The 20502-nt window shown below is 62.3% G+C and carries 16 protein-coding genes and 2 pseudogenes; 12 read left to right on the top strand and 6 right to left on the bottom strand.

The annotated features are described in order from the left end of the window. Positions 1-6 precede the first annotated feature (6 nt). Positions 7-837, bottom strand: a complete 831-nt coding sequence (locus ACTGJ9_RS13545) for a universal stress protein (RefSeq protein WP_456677450.1) — start codon at positions 835-837, stop codon at positions 7-9. A gap of 202 nt (positions 838-1039) precedes the next feature. On the opposite strand from ACTGJ9_RS13545, the gene ACTGJ9_RS13540 reads away from it, so the two are divergent. From ACTGJ9_RS13540 to ACTGJ9_RS13515, 6 genes and pseudogenes are all read left to right on the top strand, one after another. After that, a complete protein-coding gene (locus ACTGJ9_RS13540; RefSeq protein ID WP_456677449.1) occupies positions 1040-2125 on the top strand; it encodes a PAS domain S-box protein in 1086 nt (361 codons plus the stop codon). A 152-nt stretch (positions 2126-2277) separates the two neighbouring features. Beyond that, a pseudogene (locus ACTGJ9_RS13535) lies at positions 2278-2555 on the top strand (ATP-binding protein). A gap of 3 nt (positions 2556-2558) precedes the next feature. After that, a complete protein-coding gene (fixJ, locus tag ACTGJ9_RS13530) occupies positions 2559-3176 on the top strand; it encodes a response regulator FixJ (RefSeq protein ID WP_456677448.1) in 618 nt (205 codons plus the stop codon). A 58-nt stretch (positions 3177-3234) separates the two neighbouring features. Further along, positions 3235-3657: a response regulator gene (locus ACTGJ9_RS13525; RefSeq protein ID WP_456677447.1), complete on the top strand. Its 423-nt coding sequence runs from the start codon at positions 3235-3237 to the stop codon at positions 3655-3657. Positions 3658-3760: 103 nt separating this feature from the next. Next, positions 3761-4459, top strand: coding sequence for a helix-turn-helix domain-containing protein (locus tag ACTGJ9_RS13520; RefSeq protein WP_456677446.1), 699 nt, complete (start codon positions 3761-3763; stop codon positions 4457-4459). Between the two features lie 33 nt (positions 4460-4492). After that, positions 4493-5707, top strand: a complete 1215-nt coding sequence (locus tag ACTGJ9_RS13515; protein ID WP_456677445.1) for an ion transporter — start codon at positions 4493-4495, stop codon at positions 5705-5707. A gap of 50 nt (positions 5708-5757) precedes the next feature. Here ACTGJ9_RS13515 and ACTGJ9_RS13510 read toward each other — a convergent pair whose 3' ends face one another. Beyond that, a complete protein-coding gene (locus tag ACTGJ9_RS13510) occupies positions 5758-7503 on the bottom strand; it encodes a PHA/PHB synthase family protein (protein ID WP_456678517.1) in 1746 nt (581 codons plus the stop codon). A gap of 210 nt (positions 7504-7713) precedes the next feature. Here ACTGJ9_RS13510 and mgtA point away from each other — a divergent pair, with 210 nt between their 5' ends. Then, a complete protein-coding gene (gene mgtA / locus ACTGJ9_RS13505) occupies positions 7714-10257 on the top strand; it encodes a magnesium-translocating P-type ATPase (protein WP_456677444.1) in 2544 nt (847 codons plus the stop codon). A gap of 54 nt (positions 10258-10311) precedes the next feature. On the opposite strand, the gene phbB is transcribed toward mgtA, so the two are convergent. Then, positions 10312-11037, bottom strand: a complete 726-nt coding sequence (phbB, locus tag ACTGJ9_RS13500) for an acetoacetyl-CoA reductase (protein WP_456677443.1) — start codon at positions 11035-11037, stop codon at positions 10312-10314. A 128-nt stretch (positions 11038-11165) separates the two neighbouring features. Between phbB and ACTGJ9_RS13495 the strand changes: the two genes are divergently transcribed. Beyond that, positions 11166-11999 carry a universal stress protein gene (locus tag ACTGJ9_RS13495; protein WP_456677442.1) on the top strand — a complete coding sequence of 278 codons (834 nt, stop codon included), beginning with the start codon at positions 11166-11168 and terminating at the stop codon, positions 11997-11999. Then, the gene (locus ACTGJ9_RS13490) at positions 11999-12340 is read left to right on the top strand and encodes a c-type cytochrome (protein WP_456677441.1); all 342 of its coding nucleotides are present in this window, start codon (positions 11999-12001) and stop codon (positions 12338-12340) included. The genes ACTGJ9_RS13495 and ACTGJ9_RS13490 overlap by 1 nt, the downstream gene beginning before the upstream one ends. 420 nt (positions 12341-12760) lie before the next feature. Here the strand turns inward: ACTGJ9_RS13490 and ACTGJ9_RS13485 are convergent. Continuing rightward, positions 12761-13276: pseudogene (locus ACTGJ9_RS13485) on the bottom strand (efflux RND transporter periplasmic adaptor subunit); the annotation flags it as partial. A 468-nt stretch (positions 13277-13744) separates the two neighbouring features. Between ACTGJ9_RS13485 and ACTGJ9_RS13480 the strand changes: the two are divergent. From ACTGJ9_RS13480 to ACTGJ9_RS13470, 3 genes are read left to right on the top strand one after another with little or no spacing between them, the layout of a single operon-like run. Then, positions 13745-14017 (top strand): PepSY domain-containing protein, encoded by a 273-nt coding sequence (locus ACTGJ9_RS13480; RefSeq protein WP_456677440.1) that lies wholly within the window; start codon positions 13745-13747, stop codon positions 14015-14017. A 10-nt stretch (positions 14018-14027) separates the two neighbouring features. Beyond that, positions 14028-14594, top strand: a complete 567-nt coding sequence (locus ACTGJ9_RS13475) for a cytochrome b/b6 domain-containing protein (protein WP_456677439.1) — start codon at positions 14028-14030, stop codon at positions 14592-14594. A gap of 41 nt (positions 14595-14635) precedes the next feature. Next, on the top strand, positions 14636-15331 hold the full coding sequence (locus tag ACTGJ9_RS13470; RefSeq protein ID WP_456677438.1) for a VIT1/CCC1 transporter family protein: 696 nt from the start codon (positions 14636-14638) through the stop codon (positions 15329-15331). A 150-nt stretch (positions 15332-15481) separates the two neighbouring features. On the opposite strand, the gene ACTGJ9_RS13465 is transcribed toward ACTGJ9_RS13470, so the two are convergent. Together ACTGJ9_RS13465 and ACTGJ9_RS13460 are read right to left on the bottom strand one after the other, a co-directional pair. Next, positions 15482-18076 (bottom strand): cation-translocating P-type ATPase, encoded by a 2595-nt coding sequence (locus tag ACTGJ9_RS13465; protein ID WP_456678516.1) that lies wholly within the window; start codon positions 18074-18076, stop codon positions 15482-15484. A gap of 137 nt (positions 18077-18213) precedes the next feature. Further along, positions 18214-20499 (bottom strand): heavy metal translocating P-type ATPase, encoded by a 2286-nt coding sequence (locus ACTGJ9_RS13460; RefSeq protein WP_456677437.1) that lies wholly within the window; start codon positions 20497-20499, stop codon positions 18214-18216. Positions 20500-20502 lie beyond the last annotated feature (3 nt).

Below are 20502 nucleotides of genomic sequence, written 5' to 3'. Positions count from 1 at the left end.
GGACCGTCAGTGCGACAACAGCACGCAGCGCGCAGTTTGCGTAACCAGATATTCCGTGACGCCGCCGAGAATCAGCTCGCGGAAGCGGGAATGACCGTAGGCACCCGCGACGATCAGGCTCGCGCCGACATCGTCGGCAACCCTCCCCAGTTGCACGGCGGCGGTTGCGTTTCCCGCCTCCGTGACCCGCGCGGTCGCGGTGACGCCGTGGCGGGCGAGCCAGGCGGCGACGTCGCTGACATGCGCCATCACCGCCGAGCGGTCGTCGTTCGTTTCCGGAATCTCGACGACGACGACGTCCTTGGCCTTGCGCAGCATCGGCAGCGCATCGGCCGCCGCCCGCCGCGCCTCCGGCGTGTCCTTCCAGGCCACCAGCACGCTGCGCAGATCGAGCCAGTTGGTTTGATCAGGCACGACCAGCGGCGGCCGGCCGGTCTGCATTACCAGATCCCTTGGGTTTGCCGTCGAAAAGGCATCGGAGAAGGTCGAGCTCTGCCCGCTGCTGACGATGATGTCGGCACAACGCGCCTGCGCCAGGACGTATCGTGCGGGAAAATCCATAGCGCTGCGCCATTCCGCACGCCCACTGCGCGCCCGGGTCGCGGCGCGGAATTGCGCCTCCAGATCAGCAAGGCGTCGCTTGACGGAGCCCTCCTCCTGATCGATCAGTCGCTGGGCCTCGGCGCCATCAGTGAAATAAAGCGGCGGGGCAGATCGCGCCGCAGCGATCCCGACGATATCAGCCTCGAATCGTTCGGCGAGCTCGCCCGCGACTTGAAGACGCGCGGTATTGAGCTGATCCAGCGCCAGGCTAACCATCACGGTCGCGTATGTCATCGGGAGTCTCCGGCGAGGTGAGCTTTTCGTACACATTTTTAAGCCCGTAGCAGCGCGGCAGAATGAGGTAGATCAAATTGCTCCGCATCATGAAGCGGAAAATCCGCCGACGAAATGAGAGATCGGAACTTGCCTCGGAGGCTACCTTGAGCGAAATTACCGGCAGGCTCGCGGCTCTTCGCCACCAAATTGGAGCAAGCATTTGTCGCCGACCCGCGTCACGCATCCGCCCGACGACCATCGTGGCGAGCATTTCCGGGTCCGGATCGAGGGGTTCGGCGTCGGCACCTGGGATCTCGACCTCGCGACGCGCGAGCTGGAATGGTCAGAGACCGCGCGGATGCTGCTCGGCATCGAACGGGGCGCGACTGCGAGCTATGATCTCTTCCTGTCGCGTCTTGCGCCCGCGGACCGCGAGCGCGTCGAGGCTGCGATCAGAGAAGTCACCGACCACGGCGGCAGCTTCGACGTCTCTTTCAGGATTGCCGGCGCTTCCGATCGGGGCAAATGGATCAGGGCCCGCGCCGGCCTGATCAGGGATGATGCCGGGCTCGCGCGGCATCTGTCCGGCATCTTCCTCGATATCGACAAGGAGAAGCAGGTCGAGGAAGCACTGCGCACGCGCGAGACTCACCTGCGCTCCATCCTGCACACCATTCCCGACGCCATGATCGTTATCGACGGTCACGGTATCATGCAGCTGTTCTCGACCGCCGCCGAGCGCCTGTTCGGCTGGTCCGAGCAGGAGGCGATCGGCCAGAACGTCAGCATCCTGATGCCGGAGCCCGACCGAACCCGACACGACGGCTACATCGCGCGCTATCGCTCGACGAATGATCCGCACATCATCGGCATCGGCCGCATCGTAACCGGCAAGCGCCGCGATGGCACGAAATTCCCAATGCATCTGTCGATCGGCGAGATGCAGTCCGGCGGCGAGCCCTTTTTCACGGGCTTCGTGCGCGACCTCACGGAGCACCAGCAGACTCAGGCCCGGCTCCAGGAATTGCAGTCCGAGCTCGTCCATGTCTCGAGGCTGACGGCGATGGGCGAGATGGCCTCGGCCCTCGCCCATGAGATCAACCAGCCCCTGGCGGCAATCAGCAATTACATGAAAGGGTCACGACGGTTGCTGGCCGGTAGTACCGATCCCAACGCTGCAAAGATCGAGAACGCGCTCGATCGCGCTTCGGAGCAGGCGTTGCGCGCGGGCCAGATCATCCGACGCCTGCGCGACTTCGTCTCCCGCGGCGATCCGAGAAGCGGGTCGAGAGCCTGTCGAAACTGATCGAGGAAGCCGGCGCGCTCGGACTTGCCGGCGCGCGCGAACAGAACGTGCAGCTCCGCTTCAGCCTCGATCCCACTGCCGACCTGGTCCTCGCCGACCGCGTGCAGATCCAGCAGGTTCTGGTCAATCTGTTCCGCAACGCGCTGGAAGCGATGGCGCAGTCTCAGCAACGAGAGCTCGTCGTCACCAATCGGCGCGTTGGTGACGAGATGATCGAGGTGGAAGTGTCGGATACCGGCTCCGGCTTCCGGACGATGTCATTCCAAACCTGTTTCAAACCTTCTTCACCACCAAGGAGACCGGCATGGGTGTGGGATTGTCGATCAGCCGCTCGATCATCGAGGCTCACGGCGGCCGCATGGTCGCCGAGAACAATGCATCGGGCGGTGCGACATTCCGCTTCACCTTGCCGGCAGCCGACGAGACCTGAGCAATGACCACCAAGGGACATGTTTACATCATCGACGACGACGAGGCGATGCGGGACTCGCTGAACTTCCTGTTGGATTCCGCAGGCTTTGGCGTCACCTTGTTCGACAACGCGCAAAGCTTCCTCGACGACCTGCCCCGCCTCGCCTTCGGCTGTGTCGTCTCCGATATCAGGATGCCGGGCCTAGATGGGATCGAGCTCCTGAAGCTGATGAAGGATCAGCACTCGCCGTTTCCGATCCTGATCATGACCGGCCACGGCGATGTTCCGCTCGCGGTCGAGGCAATGAAGCTTGGCGCCGTCGACTTCCTGGAAAAGCCGTTCGAGGATGACCGCCTCACTGCCATGATCGAGACCGCCATCCGCCAGGCCGAACCGGCTGCCCAGAGCGGGGCCGTGGTCCAGGACATTGCCGCCCGCGTCGCCTCCTTGAGCCCAAGGGAGCGCCAGGTCATGGAGGGGCTGGTCGCGGGGCTTTCCAACAAGCTGATCGCTCGCGAGTACGACATCAGCCCGCGCACCATCGAGGTGTACCGGGCCAATGTCATGACCAAGATGCAGGCGGGCAGTCTCTCGGAACTGGTGCGCCTCGCAATGCGCGCCGGCATGCTGAAGGATTGAGGCCAACCGGTTTGAGACAAGTCAAGGCGGGCTGGTCCGCCTGTGCTACGCGATCCGGATGATCGAACTCGGCTCGCGCCATCAGCGGCTACCCATGGCATCGTCGGCACAGCCCATCGTCTACGTGGTCGACGACGACGACGCTGTGCTGGGATCGCTGCGCTTTCTTCTGGAAACCGACGGCTTTGCCGTGCGGACGTTTCGGAATGCCACAGCACTGCTCAACGCTGCGAGCCTGCCCGGCGCGGACTGCTACGTGATCGACTACAAGATGCCCGATATCAACGGCATCGAGCTCGCCGACCGGCTGCGCCAGTTCGACGGCGACACCCCAGTGATCCTGATCACCGGCTACCCGGACGGCAATATCTCGGCCCGGGCTGCAGCGGCAGGCGTAAAAGATGTGATCTTGAAGCCGCTTCTCGACGAAAATCTGGTCAAACGGATTCGCCACGCCATCCAGAGCCGTCGCCGGAATTAACCTACGGGATTCTACGTAAGGGCGCCCCCTTAAGATATCTCGCGAAATTTTCGAACCACCCGATACCGCGTACCAAAGTGCCATCACAACGGAGATGGCGCAGATGCTGACCCAGACGCTCAACACCCAAGCGATCAACACGCAAGTTCGTGGCAAGATTGCCCCTGTTCATCCCGTCTCCGACCAGTTCGGCGCGATCGCCGGCCATGTCGGCCTCGTCGCCACTGAGTTCTCGTACCGCAAGGAGGAGGAGATCTATGGTGAGGACGAGCCGGCCGAATACGTCTACCAGGTCGTGTCAGGTGCGGTCCGCACCTATAAGCTCCTCTCCGACGGCCGCCGCCAGATCGGCGCCTTCCACCTGCCCGGCGACGTATTCGGCCTCGAATCCGGCGCCAGCCACCGCCTTGCTGCCGAGGCGATCATCGACACCAATGTTCGCCTGGTGAAGCGCGTAAGCCTGGAAAAGGCTGCCGGCACCGACGTGCAGGTCGCCCGTAAGCTCTGGGCCATGACCGCTGGCGAGCTGCGTCACGCCGAAGACCACATGCTGCTGCTCGGACGCAAGACCGCGATGGAGCGGGTCGCGACCTTCCTGCTCGAAATGGACCGCCGCCTCGCCGTCGCGGGCATGATGGCGCTGCCGATGTGCCGCCGCGACATCGGCGACTATCTTGGCCTCACGCTGGAGACCGTGTCGCGGGCGCTCTCGCAGCTTCACGCCCAGGGCATTCTCGGCTTTTCCGGCGCCCGGCAGATCGAACTTCGCAACCGCCAGCGCCTGCGCAATCTGGACGCCTGATCAGGCAATAATTGGGTAGCCCTCGTGGAACGAGTGACGACTCTGCGTCGCAAGATCTACCTCATCCTGGAGCAGGGCTTTCCCCACGGCGCCGCAAGTTGGGCGGTGAATACCGGCCTGATACTAGCGATCGTCGTCAGCCTCCTGGCCACCGTTTGCGAATCCGTTCCCGATTTGGCCCGTCGGTATACCTCAGGTTTTCAGGCCATCGAAATCATGGTGGCTTCGATCTTCTGTGCAGAGTATCTGGCGCGGGTCTGGACCGCGGCGGAGCACGCACCATGGCGACACTTTGGAGCACTCGGGTCACGACTTCGTTTTACGGCAAGCCTCAACGGAATCATCGATCTCGCCGCCATACTGCCGCTTTTGCTGGCTCCATTCGCAGCTCCGGAACTCAAGACCTTGCTGGTGTTGCGCTTGGTGCGTTTCCTGAAATTGGCACGCTATTCACCTGCGATTGGCTCGTTGTTGGAGGCGCTTTACGCTGAGAGGCACGCTCTCACGGGATGCTTTGTGATTCTACTTGGCACGGCACTGATCGCAGCCGGGCTAATGCATCTCGCCGAGAGCGCGGTCCAGCCTGAAAAATTCGGGACAATACCGAACGCTCTATGGTGGGCGATCGTGACGCTTGGTACAGTCGGGTATGGCGACGTCGTTCCAGTTACGGCGATCGGACGCTTCATTGCGGGCTGCACCATTTTCGCAGGTTTGCTTATGGTCGCTTTGCCCGTAGGCATTGTTGCGACCGCTTTCGCCAACGAGGTACATCGCCGCGATTTCATCATTACCTGGAGCCTCGTTGCCCACATTCCGCTGTTCAGCGAGTTGAGCGCCCTCCAGATCGGCGAGATCATGAAGATGCTGCGGGCCCAGAAGCTTAATGCCGGGTCCGTTATAACCCGGCGGGGCGAGCCTGCACATTCGATGTACCTGATCGCCGATGGTGAGGTGGAGATCAAACTGCGACATAGGCCGGTGCGTCTGGGCTCCGGTCATTTCTTTGGCGAAATTGCTGTGCTGCGGCATGCTCGCCGTTCGGCAACGGTCATAGCTACCCAACCTACTCGCCTCCTCATCCTGGACGCGACTGACTTACATAGCCTTATGGATCGAGAGCCTGGCTTTGCTGCCCGCATCGAAGAAGCTGCTCGCGACAAACTCGGGCGCGAGCTAAGAGCGTCGACCGGCGATCTCGTGCACGAAGAGATTGCAAGCGGGCTTCCAGCAATTCGCGAACGATGATCGTCTGCCGGAGCGGCCGACACCATGGAAGCGCCGGCGCTGGGCCGCGTCTACTGCTCGAGCACGTAAGAGCCCGGTGCCTCATCCAAGGGCGCGCTCTTCTGTCCTGTGTCTGCCGCCAAGCAGGTCGGAACAGGCTGACTGGAATGCGCGGCGAGAAATCGCGTCCACTCCGTCCACCATGATCCCTCGTGGGACGGTGCGCGCTTGATCCATTCGTCCGGGCCGAGATAGGGATCATGAGCCTTCTTTGTACGCACCTGATAGCTGTGCCCCTCTTGGCCGGGAGGCGCGACAATGCCGGCATTGTGTCCGCCACTCGTCAGAACGTAGGTGATGTCCGCATCGGCAAGGAAGTTGATCTTGTACGTCGACTTCCACGGCGCGACGTGGTCGCGCAACGTGCCGACGACAAACATCGGTATGTGCAGATCCGCGAGCGAGACCGGCCTGCCATTGACCTGATAGCGCCCCTCGGCCAGATCATTATTGAGGAACAGGCGCCGCAAGTAGTCCGAATGCATTTGGTAGGGCATTCGCGTGGCATCGGCGTTCCACGACATCAGTTCGTTTGGCGCGGCCCTCTCTCCGATCAGATAGTCCCGCACGACGCGCGACCAAAGCAGGTCATTGGTTCGCAACATCTGAAAGGCCCCGGCCATCTGTGCCGCTGCGAGCAGCCCCTGCCGCCACATCATATCCTCCAGGAAAGCGACCTGGCTTTCATTGATGAACAAGGTGAGCTCGCCGGCTTCCGTGAAATCGGTTTGCGCCGCGAGCAGCGTCACCGTTCGCAGGCAGTCGGGCCGCTCGCGAGCCAGCCTGGCCGCCGCGATCGACAACAGTGTACCGCCAAGGCAGTAGCCGGCGGCGTGGATAGGCTGTCCAGGACGAAGCGAGTTGACGGTAGTGATCGCGGCATCCACTCCGAGCTCGCGGTAATCTTCGAGACTGAAATTGCGATATTCGGGTGTGGGGTTCTTCCATGAAATCATGAAGACAGTGAAGCCGCTCTCGATTAGATAACGGACGAGAGAATTACGCGGCGTCAGGTCAAGAATGTAGTACTTCATGATCCAGGCAGGCACGATCAGAACGGGTTCGGGCCGCACGGTCGGCGTCGTCGGGGAATACTGGATGAGCTCGATCAGCTCGTTGCGATAGACGACCTTGCCGGGTGTGATGGCAACGTCTTTACCCACCACATAAGTCTGATCGCTCCTTAGCCTTGCACCGGCGAGCAGGGCTTGCCAATCCTCGACAAAGTTGTGCAGGCCATAGACGAAGTTGCCGCCGCCAGTCTCCATGATCTTGCGCAGAACTTCAGGATTGCTGACGGCGAAATTCGTCGGGGCCACCGTGTCTAGGCATTGGCGAAGCGCGAAGTCGGCGATCGCCGCGTTCGAATGGGCCAGTCCGTGAATACCGGTCGTCGTCGAATGCCACCATTGTTGGTTCAGCAGGAAAGCCTGGGCCAGGAGATTGAAGGATGGCAGCTCCCAATCGGAGCCTGTGAAACGGCGATCGTTTTCCAGCGGCCGGATCACGGACCAAGGCTCGAATACCGCATGCCTCGGTACCATGGCATCGACGAGATCAAACGCATTCTGGATCGCCCGGCCGGCAAGGCTGGCCCGCTTACCGGGTGAAGCCAGAAGGTGCAGTTGCCAGTCGGCAAAAGCCAGCGCCAGCGCTGCCGGCGAGACGCCGCCGGTCAACCGCGCCAGCGCTGCGTGGAAGGATCGATCGATGTCATCGACGGCTGGATCGGAGCCGGACGGCTGCGTTGGCACCATTGCCTCAACCACCTGGGGCTCGACGGGGACCTCGTCAGAATTCGAAGCTATGGGAAGGCGGTTGACGGATGCAGGAGGCGACATGGTGAACTCCTTTGGCCTCCGCAACCTAACTGTGTTGTCTGAGACCGAATTGAGCTGCATCAAGCCAAGGATTGAACTGCCTCTTACCTTGCTGGTCGAGGGACCAACAAGCCGGCGAGCCTTTCGATGATCGAGCAGCCTAGCGCGGCCACAGTTTTGGCCGCAGCCGACTTCTGGCAAACACCAAAGGACGCCCTCTACCGCGCGCTAGGCTCTGGCCCCGACGGACTTTCGCAGGTCGAAGCCGAACGGCGCCTCGCGATATTCGGAGCAAACCACGCTGATGCCTCTCAACGCCGGTCGGTCCTGCGCAAGTTCGGGCAACGGCTTTGGAACCCCTTGATTGCGATGCTCCTGGCGGCCGCGCTCGTATCCGGACTTAGCGGCGACGTTGGAAGTTTCGCGATTATCGCAACCGTGCTCTCTCTGTCCCTCACACTGGACATCGTTCAGGAACATCGCGCCGAGCGGACTGCCGAAGCGTTGCGGGACTCGGTTGCCATTCAGGCCGACGCCGTCCGGGATGGCAGGGATGTTACGGTACCGGTGACGGCGCTCGTCCCCGGAGACATCGTGAAGCTCCGTGTCGGCGACCTCATACCCGCCGATGGCATCGTCCTTGATGCCCAGGAATTGCAGATCAATGAGGCCTTGATGACGGGTGAGCCGTTTCCCGCTTTCAAGACCGACGATCCCTGCTCCGCGGCATCGCCGGCGGAGGCGACGAATGCCCTGTTCGCCGGAACCAGTACCGTCGGCGGAAGCGGCAGGATGTTGGTGGTGAAAACCGGAAGCCGGACCCGGTTTGGCGCGATCGCTGCGGCACTGGCGGCCAATGCTCCGCCAACGGCTCTCGAACAGGGTGTGCACAAGCTTGGACTCCTGATCCTTCGGCTTACGCTCTTTCTGACCCTCTTTGTGTTGTTTGCTCATCTCGTCGCGCAACGCGCCGCACTGGAATCCTTCCTGTTCGCGGTCGCACTCGCCGTCGGCCTGACGCCTGAGCTGCTGCCCATGGTGATGACGGTGACGCTCGCCCGCGGCGCGCTGCGCTTGGCGGACCGAAAAGTTATCGTCAAGCGACTGTCCGCAATCCATGATCTGGGGGCCATGGACACGCTTTGCGTGGACAAGACCGGCACGCTGACGGAAGCCAAAATCACGCTCGAAGCACATGTCGATCCGAAGGGGCGACCTAGCGAGCGGGTCTTGAGCCTCGCGTGCCTCAACAGCACCTTCCAGGCCGGCATCAGAAGTCCCCTCGACGATGCGATACTCTCCGCGCGGAACGGCAGCATAGATGGCTGGGTTCGACTCTCGGAAGTGCCGTTCGACTTCGAGCGAAGGTGCCTGTCGGTACTGGTGGCACAGAACGACGAACACGTCTTGATCGCAAAAGGCGCTCCAGAATCCGTCCTGGCCCGCTGCGTCGCCGTGGACATCGATGGTCTGTCCTATCCGCTCGACGCCGCCTGGCAGCAAAAAATGAGGGACACTCAGGATCAATATGCCCGCGACGGTCTTCGGCTTCTTGCCGTCGCCGTCAGGTCTGTTCCGCATGAGCAGCAGACGATTGCGGTCGCCGACGAGGCGGATCTGACCATGACCGGGTTCTGTGTCTTCGCTGATCCACCGAAGCAGGATGCAGCCTCAGCCATTGAAGCCCTTACCTCGCTAGGCATAACGGTAAAGATTCTCTCGGGTGACCACGGCGCAGTGGTCTCGCATGTCGCGCGATCGGTGGGTCTTCAGTCTGATCGTATCATGACCGGCGCCGAGATCTCGGAGCTCAGCGACGCTGCGCTCACGGCCCGGGTCGATAACATCGATCTGTTTACCCGCATCGATCCCGATCAGAAACGACGAATCATTGCTGCACTCCGGCATCGCAATCACGTGGTCGGCTTCATGGGGGACGGCGTCAACGATGCCCCCGCCATCCATGCAGCCCATGTCGGCATATCCGTCACGGGCGCAACCGAAGTCGCCCGCGCGGCCGCCGACATGATCCTGCTGGCTCCCGATCTCTCAGTCCTTTCGGCCGGCGTGCGCGAAGGCCGCAGAACTTTTGCCAACATCCTGAAGTATGTCCGAATGGGAACGAGCTCGAACTTCGGCAACATGCTCTCGATGGCCCTGGCCTCGATCGTTCTTCCGTTCCTGCCGTTGCTCCCGCTGCAGATCCTGCTGAACAACCTGATCTACGACCTCTCCGAAATCGGCATCCCTTTCGATGAAGTCGACCGCGAAGACCTTGCGCAACCGGAAACCTGGAACATGGCAAGCATCCTTCGTTTCACGATCATCATGGGAATTGTTTCTTCCGTGTTTGACGTGATTACCTTCGCCGTACTTCTGAAGCTATTTGAAGCGAATGCGGCGCAGTTCCAGACCGGCTGGTTCGTGGAATCGATATCGACGCAGATCCTGGTGATTTTCGTAATCAGGTCCCGCCGGAAGCCATGGCGCGCAAACCGTCCTCACACCATCTTGATTGCGACATCCCTCGGCGCCCTAATCGTCGGCGTTGGGCTTGCACTCGGCCCGTGGGGACAGCTATTCGGCTTTACCGCTCCTCCTGCGGCGCTCGTGGCGACGATATTCGCTATCGCGGTCACGTATCTCATCTCCGCGGAGATTGCCAAGCGCCTCGCAGTTTCAAATCCGTAAGGCCCGGGAGTGAACGTCTTGAGCTAGTTGGACGCGATAACGGTCGGTTGACGCTCAAGTCATGTACTGGCCGCCGTTGATCGACAGTGTCGATCCGGTGATGAAACCCGCCTCTTCTGCCGCCAAAAACACGACGGCGCGCGCAATCTCTTCCGGTCGACCGAGACGGCCGACCGGAATTTGCGGCAGAATGCTCTCCTCCAGCACATTTCGCGGCACGGCATCCAGCATCTCGGTATGGATATAGCCCGGGCAGATGGCGTTGACCGTGATTCTGAGGCGGGCTGTTTCCAGCGCCAACGCCTTGGTGAATCCAAGCTCGCCGGCTTTCGCGGCAGAATAGTTGGTCTGACCGAACTGGCCTTTTTGTCCGTTGATCGACGAGATATTGATGATTCGACCGTATCGTCGCGCACGCATGCCGTCGATCACCTGTCGGCACATGTTGAACGCACCGTCGAGATTGGTGCGGATCACGGCATCCCATTGCGTCCTGCTCATCTTGTGAAGCGTCGCGTCACGAACGATCCCGGCATTGTTGACAAGAACGTCGATCGGTCCGAGCGAGGCCTCAACGGACTTCACTCCGATGGCGCAAGCATCGAAATCACCAATGTCCCATTGATAGGAGGGGATGCTCGTTCGGCTCATGAATGCTTTGGCCGCCTCGGCGTTTCCGGCATAGGTGGCAGCTACGCGGTAGCCCGCCGTCTGAAGCGCTTGAGATACGGCGGCACCAATACCTCTGGTACCGCCCGTCACCAATGCCACCCGCGCCATGTCTAGCACTCCCGCCTACGCGGTTAGGACGATATCCGGCGCTCCTGGTACCGCTTTTGACGTGCGTCAAGACTCCCAGTGGCGACATGTGCTGCTCTTCGGCGGCAAGATCGAAACGGGAGGCGCGCATGTTCAAAGATCTACTGGTGCATATTCCAACGGAGCGCTCGCCGCGCCCCGCCATCGATGCGTCCGTTTCCCTGGCGATGAGTGCTGGCGCGCATCTGGATGCACTTGCAACAGGATATGCTTCGACGAACGTGCCTTTTGTTGCGGAAGGCGGCGCGGCCATCGCAGCATCGCTGCAACTCGAGTATGAACGTGCGCTGGAACGCGCCCAAGCCGCACTGCGCATTTTCGAGATCGAGGCGAAGAACGCCCGAATCAACTACGGGAAATACGCCCTGAGCGAGACTCCTGCCGAGACCGTTTCGAAAGCTGGGGCAACGGCTCGCCTCTATGATTTGACGATCGTGTCACAAGGCGACCCTGATTGCGATACGTTCGACAACCAGCTTCCTAAGGAGCTTCTGTTACAGTCGGGTGGGCCCTTGCTGTTCATTCCCTATACTTTCCGGGGTACGTTCAAGGCGGCACGCGTCGGCATCTGCTGGGACGGCAGTCGCCTTGCCGCCCGCGCCTTACGGGACGCGATGCCATTCATCACCGAGGCAGACGCTCTGACGACCGTCACCCTGAATGCATCCGAGGTACCGTCCGACGCATCGCCCGAACGCCTCCTGACGCACCTCGCGCGGAAGGGCTTGCCGGCAAAGGCCGTTTCGCTTCAAGCCGACCGTAGTAATCTGCAAGCGAGCATCCTGTCCATCGCTGCGGATGAAAGCCTCGACCTACTGGTCATGGGCGGTTACGGCCATTCTCGATTCCAGGAAGCGGTGTTCGGCGGTGTCACGCAGGAGACGTTCCGCAGTATGACCGTTCCTGTCATGATGTCGCATTGATGGAGCGCGATGTGAGGAGAACTGTACGTGCCATCGCAGGCGCCATGCTTGCTGCGAATTTTCTTCTCTCCTCAGACCCAACTGCGGCTTCAAGCGTCGAGCAAGGCCGGCGCCTTGCGCTGCTGTATTGTGCGAAGTGCCACTCGACCGACAAGGTCAGCCCCAGCCCGCTTAGGATCGCACCCCCGTTCAGGACGTTACACGAACGATATCCAATCGAGATGCTGCAGGAGGCCCTGGCCGAGGGCATCGTCACGGGGCACCCAACGATGCCGGAATTTCGTTTTGACGCGGACCAGGTTGGCGATTTCATGGCCTTCCTGAAGACATTGGAGCAATGAGGGCTCGTGATGCGGTTCGAGCGACAGGGGCCTGGTTGGAATTGGCGCGGCATCTCCGACCCTAGTTGGTGGGAGCTTCGGCGAGCACCACACCAACCGCCTCAGGGACGACATTTCTGGAGACCTGCTAAATGACTCTACGGAATTCGTGCTTGGCTCTTGCGATCTTGGCAAGCGCTGGCACATCGGCAACTGCCCAATCGGACTTCGAACCTTCCCCAACTGTAAAACAATACGCGCCCCGCCTAGTCGAAGTTATGAACGCGGCCCAGCTTCAGCACCTGAAACTGTGGTTCGCGGGCAAGTCGAAGAACTGGGAACTTGCCGCGTACGAATTGCGCCAGTTGACGGATAGTCTGGCCCAAGCTGCCGTATTCTACCCGGGCATTCCCGTAACCAACGTAACCACGATGAAGGATCCGCTGCTCTCCGCGGCGCGGCAACCGTAAGCGTCGCGCTGATCGCTGCCTCGCTGGTCAGTTTTGAGATTGTCTCATCTGAGAGGCCACTGAGACGAAGCATCTGACGACGCTCCGCGACCGCAATGCTCGCTTGCCGTGCCTCAGCCTGGCTCGCCTCAAGAACGCGTTGCGCTACCGCATTCCCTTGAAATAGCTGGGTGTTGCGGTTGAGTTGCTGAGCTGCCAGGACGTCCTGCGCAACGGCATGGAGGTAGTCGCGCTGCTGCGACACGAAGCCTGGGCTCTCCATGAAAGCGAGCGGCTGCCCAGCAGCGACACGGTCACCTCGCGCCACCAAGAGGTTGATTACCATGCCGGCCACAGGAGCGCTAACAACCCACATTTGCGGCGTAGGGACTACGATCTGTGCCGGATAAGGCAGTGTCTTGTCGGTTGGACTGGCAACGGGATGAACGACGCGAACTCCCAGGCTTATTGCCTGCTCAGGGCTGAGTTTCACTCCACCCTCGGCCATGGATATAGACGGAAAATTCAGGACCGCCGCTGCAATCAGGATGCGAGCCCCGTTCCTCCACGAGAGCACCTCAAACAGCCGGCCCTTGTCGTCGATCACGCGGAGCTCATACATCCAGGTACCAGCTTCGCGTTCGAGCTTCACGCCGACGACCTCTCCCGGAAGCTTCCCTTTCACCACATTGAGAATATCGGCATACGGACGGATCTCGCCGGCCTCGACGGCCCGCCGCGCGTCATCGTGGTCGCGGGCGAACGCCGGTGCCCCGCCGCCCGCGGCCACAAGGGCCGCGGCAAGGATCAGGGCGCGAATTCGGTATGGGCGCAACGTCATCATCCGGAAATATGGATGCCAGATTTCACCTGACAAATAGCTGACTTGGCTCAACAGGCGGCGGTCAGGCCGCTTCTGACAGGTTGCTCGGCATCGCCGGCGCATGGTGCGGCCGGCAACCGTCAGGAGATACCTATGCGCAAGATCGCCATCCTTACCGTCGCCGCCGTGACCCTCGGCGCGGCGTCCGCCCAGGCCGGCAGCCTCGGCAAGCCGTGCACGTCAGCCGCGGAGGCCCAGTGGCTACCGATCGCGCAATTGCAGGCCAAGGTCGAGGCCCAGGGCTACAAGGTCCAGAAGGCCAAGCTCAAGCATGCTTGCGGGGAGCTCTACACGCTCGACAAGAACGGCAACCGGGTCGAGCTGTTCGTGGACCCGACCAACGGCCAGATCATCGGCCAGATGTGACGGCCCGCAAATGAGAACCGTGAGCAACACGATCGGAGCCGGCGGCGCGATGCCGCCGGCCACGGTCAAGGTCTGGGATCCGCTCGTCCGGATCTTCCACTGGTCGCTGGCGAGCCTGTTCGTTCTGGCCTACGCCACCGGTGACGAGATCGAGCGGGTGCACGTCGCGGCCGGCTACACCATCGCCGGCCTCCTCGCTATCCGCATCGTCTGGGGCTTCGTCGGCCCGCGACATGCGCGCTTTTCGAACTTCGTTCGTCCGCCACGCGAGGTGCTCGCCTATCTTCGCGATGTCGCTCTGCTCAGGGCTCCCCGCTACATCGGGCATAACCCCGCCGGCGCTGCCATGATCATCGCCCTCATCGTCGCGCTGGCCGGCACCTGCGCGACGGGCTACATGATGACTACGGATGCCTACTGGGGCTCCAAGCTGATCGAACACGTTCACGAATTCCTGGCCAACCTGACCGTCGGCCTGGTCGTGGCGCATGTCCTCGGCGTGTTGATCGCGAGCTTCGAGCATCGCGAGAACCTGGTGGCTTCCATGATCTCCGGCCGCAAGAGGGCTGCCGACTAGGCAGCTCTCTGCAACCCCGAACCGCAACCGGGAGCGTCCCCTTGCCCGCCACCCCGCACATCGAAAAGCACTTCACCGCCTCCGAAAGCGTCCGTGACGTCGTGATCGGGATGGCTGACGGCTTGACGGTCCCGTTCGCGCTGGCGGCGGGCCTTTCCGCGGCCGTCACCAACACGCACGTAATCGTCACTGCCGGATTGGCCGAGGTCGTGGCCGGCGCGATTGCGATGGGCCTAGGTGGGTATCTCGCCGCGCGCACGGACGCAGAGCATTACGCCGCTGAAGAACAGCGCGAGCACCATGAAATCGATCACATGCGTGAGCGGGAGATTGACGAGGTCGAGCAGATCTTCCGCGAGTATGGTCTTGAGGGAGATGTGCTCAAGTCAGTTGTCGGTGCGGTCGCGTCAAACCGGCAGCGATGGGTCGACTTCATGATGCGCTTCGAATTGGGGCTGGAGCGTCTCGACCCGAAGCGCGCGCCGATCAGCGCCGCCACGATCGGAGGGTCCTATGTGGTGGGCGGTCTGATTCCCCTCGTGCCCTACATGTTCACCCAGAACATCGGGACGGCCTTACAGATCTCGGTGGCCGCGACCGGCGTCGCCCTGCTCTGCTTTGGAGCCGTCAAAGGACACTTCACCGGCGTCAACAAGGTCAAGTCGGCGTTGCAAACGCTGCTCGTGGGCGGATTGGCCGCCGGAGCGGCGTACTGGCTCGCGCATCTATTCGGATAGCTTAACTAGCGTCTTCGCCGCCACCTCCCGGCTGCCCTTGTTTTGTGAGTTATCCGGGCTGCGCTGCAGTGGCGCGGTTTCCGCGAGCAACTATACGCTTCCGTGCAGCCGAAGCAGTCGACAACAAGAAGGACAAGAGCTTCCTCGTCGTCACCGCACTCCCGTAAGCCATCCCCCGACGGCTGCGCTGGCTGTCTGCGTGGCGATCAGCGGTCCGACACTAAAGATAATCACGATCGACCACATTGCACCGGTTGGGGGCGCAAGCTGTAATAGATGCGCAGCCGACGGTAGATAGGGTGGCACAGCGAGCAGCGTTGCACAGAGCAAAAGCGCACCCCACAACCAGCCGTTCCGCGTCACCTCGTTGACGAAGAGCGGCGAGCGCTGATCACGCATGTTGAACGCGTGCCAGAGCTGGGCGAAGGCGAGCGTGAGGAACGTGGTGGTGACCGTTGATCGGACATCAAGAGCGAGCCAGGACGACGCAGCCAGCGCCCCGAACGTGCCGGCGGTCAACGCCGCCCCGTGCAGGACGATCGTGATCCATTGCCGGCGGCCCAGGATGGGCTCTTTTGGATCGCGAGGCGGCCGCTTGAGGATGCCCTCCTCGCCCTCACCCATGGCAAGCGCGAAAGCGGGGAATACGTCTGTCACCAGATTGAGATACAGAATTTGCAGCGGCAGGAGCGGCGAAGGAAGCGCCAGCGACACGGCAAGGCCGACCGCCAACACCTCGCTCAGATTGCAGGACAGAAGGTAGGCGACGAAACGACGGATATTAGCGAAGATCACGCGGCCCTCGCGGATGGCCCTGATGATGGTCGGAAACGAATCGTCGAGCAGAATCATGGCGGCCGCCTCGCGAGCGACATCGGTGCCGCGCAATCCCATCGCCACGCCAATATCGGCCTGCCGCAGAGCAGGCGCGTCATTGACCCCGTCCCCCGTCATCGCGACGATCTCGCCCGCTGCCTGATACGTCCGGACGAGGGCGAGTTTTTCATCTGGAGTTACTCTCGCAAAAATTCCGATGTCTCGGAGCGCAGGCTGCCCGGTTTCAATCATCTGCCTGATATTCTTGCCCTCCACGACATTCGCAACGTTCTCCCCAAGACCGACGGCTCGGCCGATACTTTTCGCCGTCACCACGTGATCGCCAGTGACCATGACGACGCGAATTCCCGATTGCCGGCAGTCCTGGATGGCCGGTGGCACGTCGGCCCGCGCGGGGTCTTCCAGGCCAACAAGACCAGCAAGCACCAGCCTGTCGTATGGTACAGCATCGGCCAGCTGATGGATTTTCGTTGCGCAGGCGAGCACCCGCAGGCCCTGATGGCCGAGCCGATCGGCTCGGCTGAGCCACTCCGCTCGCATGGCGTCATCAAGCGCGACCTCGCTATTACCGACGGCTACGAGCGTTGTTGCTGCCAGGACCGCCTCGGGCGCTCCCTTCACGGCGATCAGCACACCATCGCCATGCTCATGAACGGTCGCCATCATTTTGGTCGCGGGATCAAACGCATGCTTACGTACGACGCCGTGCCCTTCCAGCAAGGCTGTCCGCCTGAAGCCGGCGCGTAGCCCGGCACGCAGAAGCGCGATCTCCATGGGATCGCCGCTGCCGCGCTCCTCGGAACCATCGAGATGCGCGTCGTTGCATAGGACCGCGATCCGGAGCAATTCGGCCGCCTGCGGATCGTCGGCGACCTGCGGACCCTCGCCTCCCTCTGGAGCGCCGGTCCCGAGCTCGATCTCGCCTGAGGATGTGCAGAGCCGTCGCACCGTCATCCGATTTTCGGTCAAAGTACCGGTCTTGTCGGTGAGAATAACCGTGGTCGCCCCGAGCGTCTCGACCGCCGAGAGACGTTCGATCAGTGCATTTTGCTGCGCCATGCGCCACATGCCACGGGCGAGCGCAAGCGTCGCGACGATGGGCAGACCCTCGGGAATCGCGGCAACGGCGAGCGCGATAGATGCCTCGATCATCAGGAGAGGGTCTTTCCCACTCATGAGACCAACAGCACCGATGATTACGGCAACAGCGATGGTCGCCCAGACGAGCTGCACCGACAGGCGCTCGAGCTTGCGCTCAATGGGCGAACTGCCCGGATCGGCTTCAAGAACTAGCCGCGTCACCCGGCCGAGTTCTGTAAGGAAGCCGGTCGCGACTACGACACCAGCGCCGGTGCCGCGCGTAATCGCGGTGCCCTTGAACGCCATCGACGCGCGATCGCCGAGACGGGTGTCTGTGCTGACCCGCTCGATCTGCTTGTCGACGGCGACTGATTCTCCGGTCAGCGATGACTCGTCCGCTGAAAGACGAGATGTCTCAATGAGGCGCAGGTCGGCCGAAACGGCATCACCAGCCTCCAAGACCACGACATCGCCCGGAACCAGTTCCTCGGCCGGGATCACATGAACCCGCCCCTCGCGTCGGACACGGGCGGTCCGCGTGCCGAGCGCGCGCAAAGCGTCGATCGATCGGACCGCCTTCAACTCGGTCACGAACCCGATCAGCGTGTTGATGGCAAGCACCGCAAAGATGGCGCTGCCCTCCTCGAGTTCGCCGAAATAGAACGCCAGACCGGCTGCGCCGCTCAGGAGATAGACTACTGGACTCCTCAACTGGTGCAGCAGCAGGCGCAGCACGCCGGCTGGACGTCGCGAGGCGATGGCGTTCGCGCCGAAATGCTTTCGCCGTGCGCTGATCTCCGATTCGGACAACCCCTCGGCGCCGGACACGCGCAACTGCCCGAGCAGCTCCGCCACGGACAGAGCATGCGGAAATTTCGGGAGTATCAGCGGGTCAACAACTTCCTGCTTGGCGATGGCATACCTCGTTTGCGCCGGAATGGAGAGATGTGTCGCTAGACTGGGGCCTAAGCCGACACGGCTTCGTAGATATCCTCTTCCTGGGCGGTGTGCATGCGCACCAGCGTCTCGATCGCCTCGATCACACGTTGTGCGTCCCGCACGATATAGCGGTCCATTTTCTCCGAGGGCATGTCCTCGACGATCCGGCTGAGCAGCCGGGCAAGATGCAGGATCTCGCGATGGGCGCGGCTCATGGCAGAGAGGCCATGGCGCTCGCGCAGCACCTCCGCAAGCTTAGGATAGACGCTGTCTTCGTCGTCGCGCTCGTGTTTCACGACGCTGCCCTGAACCAGCCGCTGGGCCTCTCCGATCAATGTCCCGGCGGCTTCGGGCGTCAGGTCGTCCAGGGCATCGACGATCTTGCGCAGCCGGTCGAGGTCCCTGAACAAGGTCTGATGATCGTGACGCAATGTCAGCCCCTGCTCCGGGGTGATGCGACGGCCACCAGCGCCGAGGGCCGGAGTGAGCGCGCGCAGCGCGTTCAGGATGACGGCGACATCGATCACCTCCTGCGCGATCGCCGCCGGCACCGGGGTGAGCCAACCCAGAGTGGCAGCGACCATCGCGACGAGCGAGAGCCCCATGCCGACGACAATACTTTGCAGGGCAATCCGCCGCGCCCGCTGCGCAATTATGATCGCTTCGCCCACACGGTCGAGGCGGTCGGCCAAGATCACCACATCAGCCGCCTCAGATGAAGCGCTGGCGCCCCGCGCCCCGAGCGCGACCCCGACGTCGGCTACGGCTAGTGCCGGGGCGTCGTTGATGCCGTCGCCGACCATGATTGTCGGATGCAGCCTTTGCTCGGTGCGCACCGCCTCGACCTTGTCCGAAGGGACGCGGTCGGCCAGCACGGTATCAAGGTCGAGGGCCGCTCCGATGGCCTGCGCCGCCGCGGCGCGGTCGCCGGTGACCATCACCATGCGCGCGACGCCCGCGTCGCGCAGCAGCCGGATCGCCCGCGGCGTATCAGCCCGCAGCTCGTCGGCCAACAGCAGCGCGCCGATCATACGCCGGTCGATGGCGACAAAGACTATCAGCGCCGAGCGCCACGAGGCGCGCCGGATTGCCCGCAGCTCCCACGGCGACAGCTCCGCATTCGAGGGAAGCATCTGCCGCGAGCCAGCGGTGACCCGCTGTCCATCGATCAGGCCGCTCAAGCCCGAGCCCATCGTCTCCTTGACTTGTTCGGGTGCTTTCAGCTCGAGGCCACGATCGATGGCCGCCGCTACGACGGTCTTGGCAAGCACATGATGTGAAGCCTGCTCGAGCGATGCTCCGAGCCTTAGAACCTCGTCAGGGTCCTCTCCCGGTGCGACCTCGATCGAAAGCAGCCGCGCCCCTCCGACGGTCAGGGTGCCTGTTTTGTCAAACAACACTGTGTGCGCGCGCGCCAGCGCCTCGAGCGCCCCACTGCCCTTGGCCAGGATGCCGCGGCGCGCCGCTTGCGCGACGCCGGCAATGAAAGCGACCGGTGCAGCCAGGATCAGCGGGCAAGGCGTCGCCGCCACGAGTACGGCAAGACTGCGGCTCAGATCACCGGAGATCCGCCACGCCACGAAGGCGATCGCAATCGTCACCGGCAGAAGGATCAGCGCGTAGCGATCGGCAAGCCGCACAAAGGGCGCCTTTGCCGTTTGCGCCGCCGTCACCATGCGCACGATGCCAGCATAGGTGCTCTCGCCGGCCGGCGCAGTCACGGTCAACTCGAAAGTCTCACCCGCGTTCAGCGAACCTGACAGAACGGCACTCCCACGCGCTTTTTCGACCGGGATTGGTTCGCCAGTAACGGCGGACTCGTCGATGGTGGCAAAAGCCGAGCCGACAATTCCGTCGACCGGAATGATCTCACCGGCCCGGACCAGGAGTCCTTCGCCGACCGAGATTGCATCAACCGGAACATCTTCAATCCGTTCGCCGCTCTTGCGATGGGCCTGGCGCGGAGCACGATCCACCAGCGACCGCAGGTCGCGCTCCGCGCGAGCGACCGCGATGTCTTCCAGCACGTTGCCGCCGGAATACATCAACGCGACCACGGCCCCTGCAAGCGGCTGGCCAAGCGCCAACGCCGCGCTCATGGACAGCAGCGCAATAGCGTCCACACCAAGGCGACCGCTCAGAAGATCCCTGACGATCGAGACCGCCAGTCCTCCTATCACGGGCGCCGTGCCGATTGCCCATGCGAGGTCGGCCAGATCAGGCCGACCCGCGGCTCGCGCAAGAATACCCGCGGTCAATCCCGCGATTGCGATCGCAACCAGGGCCCATCGCAGAACCCGCTCAAACGACATGGT

Origin of the sequence: Bradyrhizobium sp. RDM12 (assembly GCF_051917485.1) — a bacterium.
In the GTDB taxonomy this organism is placed as follows: Bacteria; Pseudomonadota; Alphaproteobacteria; order Rhizobiales; family Xanthobacteraceae; genus Bradyrhizobium.
Note: the sequence above shows the minus strand (reverse complement) of the source record. Positions and strands in the feature narration are given on the sequence as shown.

Coding starts and splice junctions, on each gene's coding strand:
- ACTGJ9_RS13545 (WP_456677450.1), bottom strand. CDS start 837: ATGACATACGCGACCGTGATGGTTAGCCTGGCGCTGGATCAGCTCAAT.
- ACTGJ9_RS13460 (WP_456677437.1), bottom strand. CDS start 20,499: ATGTCGTTTGAGCGGGTTCTGCGATGGGCCCTGGTTGCGATCGCAATC.
- phbB (WP_456677443.1), bottom strand. CDS start 11,037: ATGGCGCGGGTGGCATTGGTGACGGGCGGTACCAGAGGTATTGGTGCC.
- ACTGJ9_RS13475 (WP_456677439.1), top strand. CDS start 14,028: ATGAGAACCGTGAGCAACACGATCGGAGCCGGCGGCGCGATGCCGCCG.
- ACTGJ9_RS13525 (WP_456677447.1), top strand. CDS start 3,235: ATGATCGAACTCGGCTCGCGCCATCAGCGGCTACCCATGGCATCGTCG.
- ACTGJ9_RS13495 (WP_456677442.1), top strand. CDS start 11,166: ATGTTCAAAGATCTACTGGTGCATATTCCAACGGAGCGCTCGCCGCGC.
- ACTGJ9_RS13510 (WP_456678517.1), bottom strand. CDS start 7,503: ATGGTGCCAACGCAGCCGTCCGGCTCCGATCCAGCCGTCGATGACATC.
- ACTGJ9_RS13490 (WP_456677441.1), top strand. CDS start 11,999: ATGGAGCGCGATGTGAGGAGAACTGTACGTGCCATCGCAGGCGCCATG.
- ACTGJ9_RS13480 (WP_456677440.1), top strand. CDS start 13,745: ATGCGCAAGATCGCCATCCTTACCGTCGCCGCCGTGACCCTCGGCGCG.
- ACTGJ9_RS13520 (WP_456677446.1), top strand. CDS start 3,761: ATGCTGACCCAGACGCTCAACACCCAAGCGATCAACACGCAAGTTCGT.
- mgtA (WP_456677444.1), top strand. CDS start 7,714: ATGATCGAGCAGCCTAGCGCGGCCACAGTTTTGGCCGCAGCCGACTTC.
- fixJ (WP_456677448.1), top strand. CDS start 2,559: ATGACCACCAAGGGACATGTTTACATCATCGACGACGACGAGGCGATG.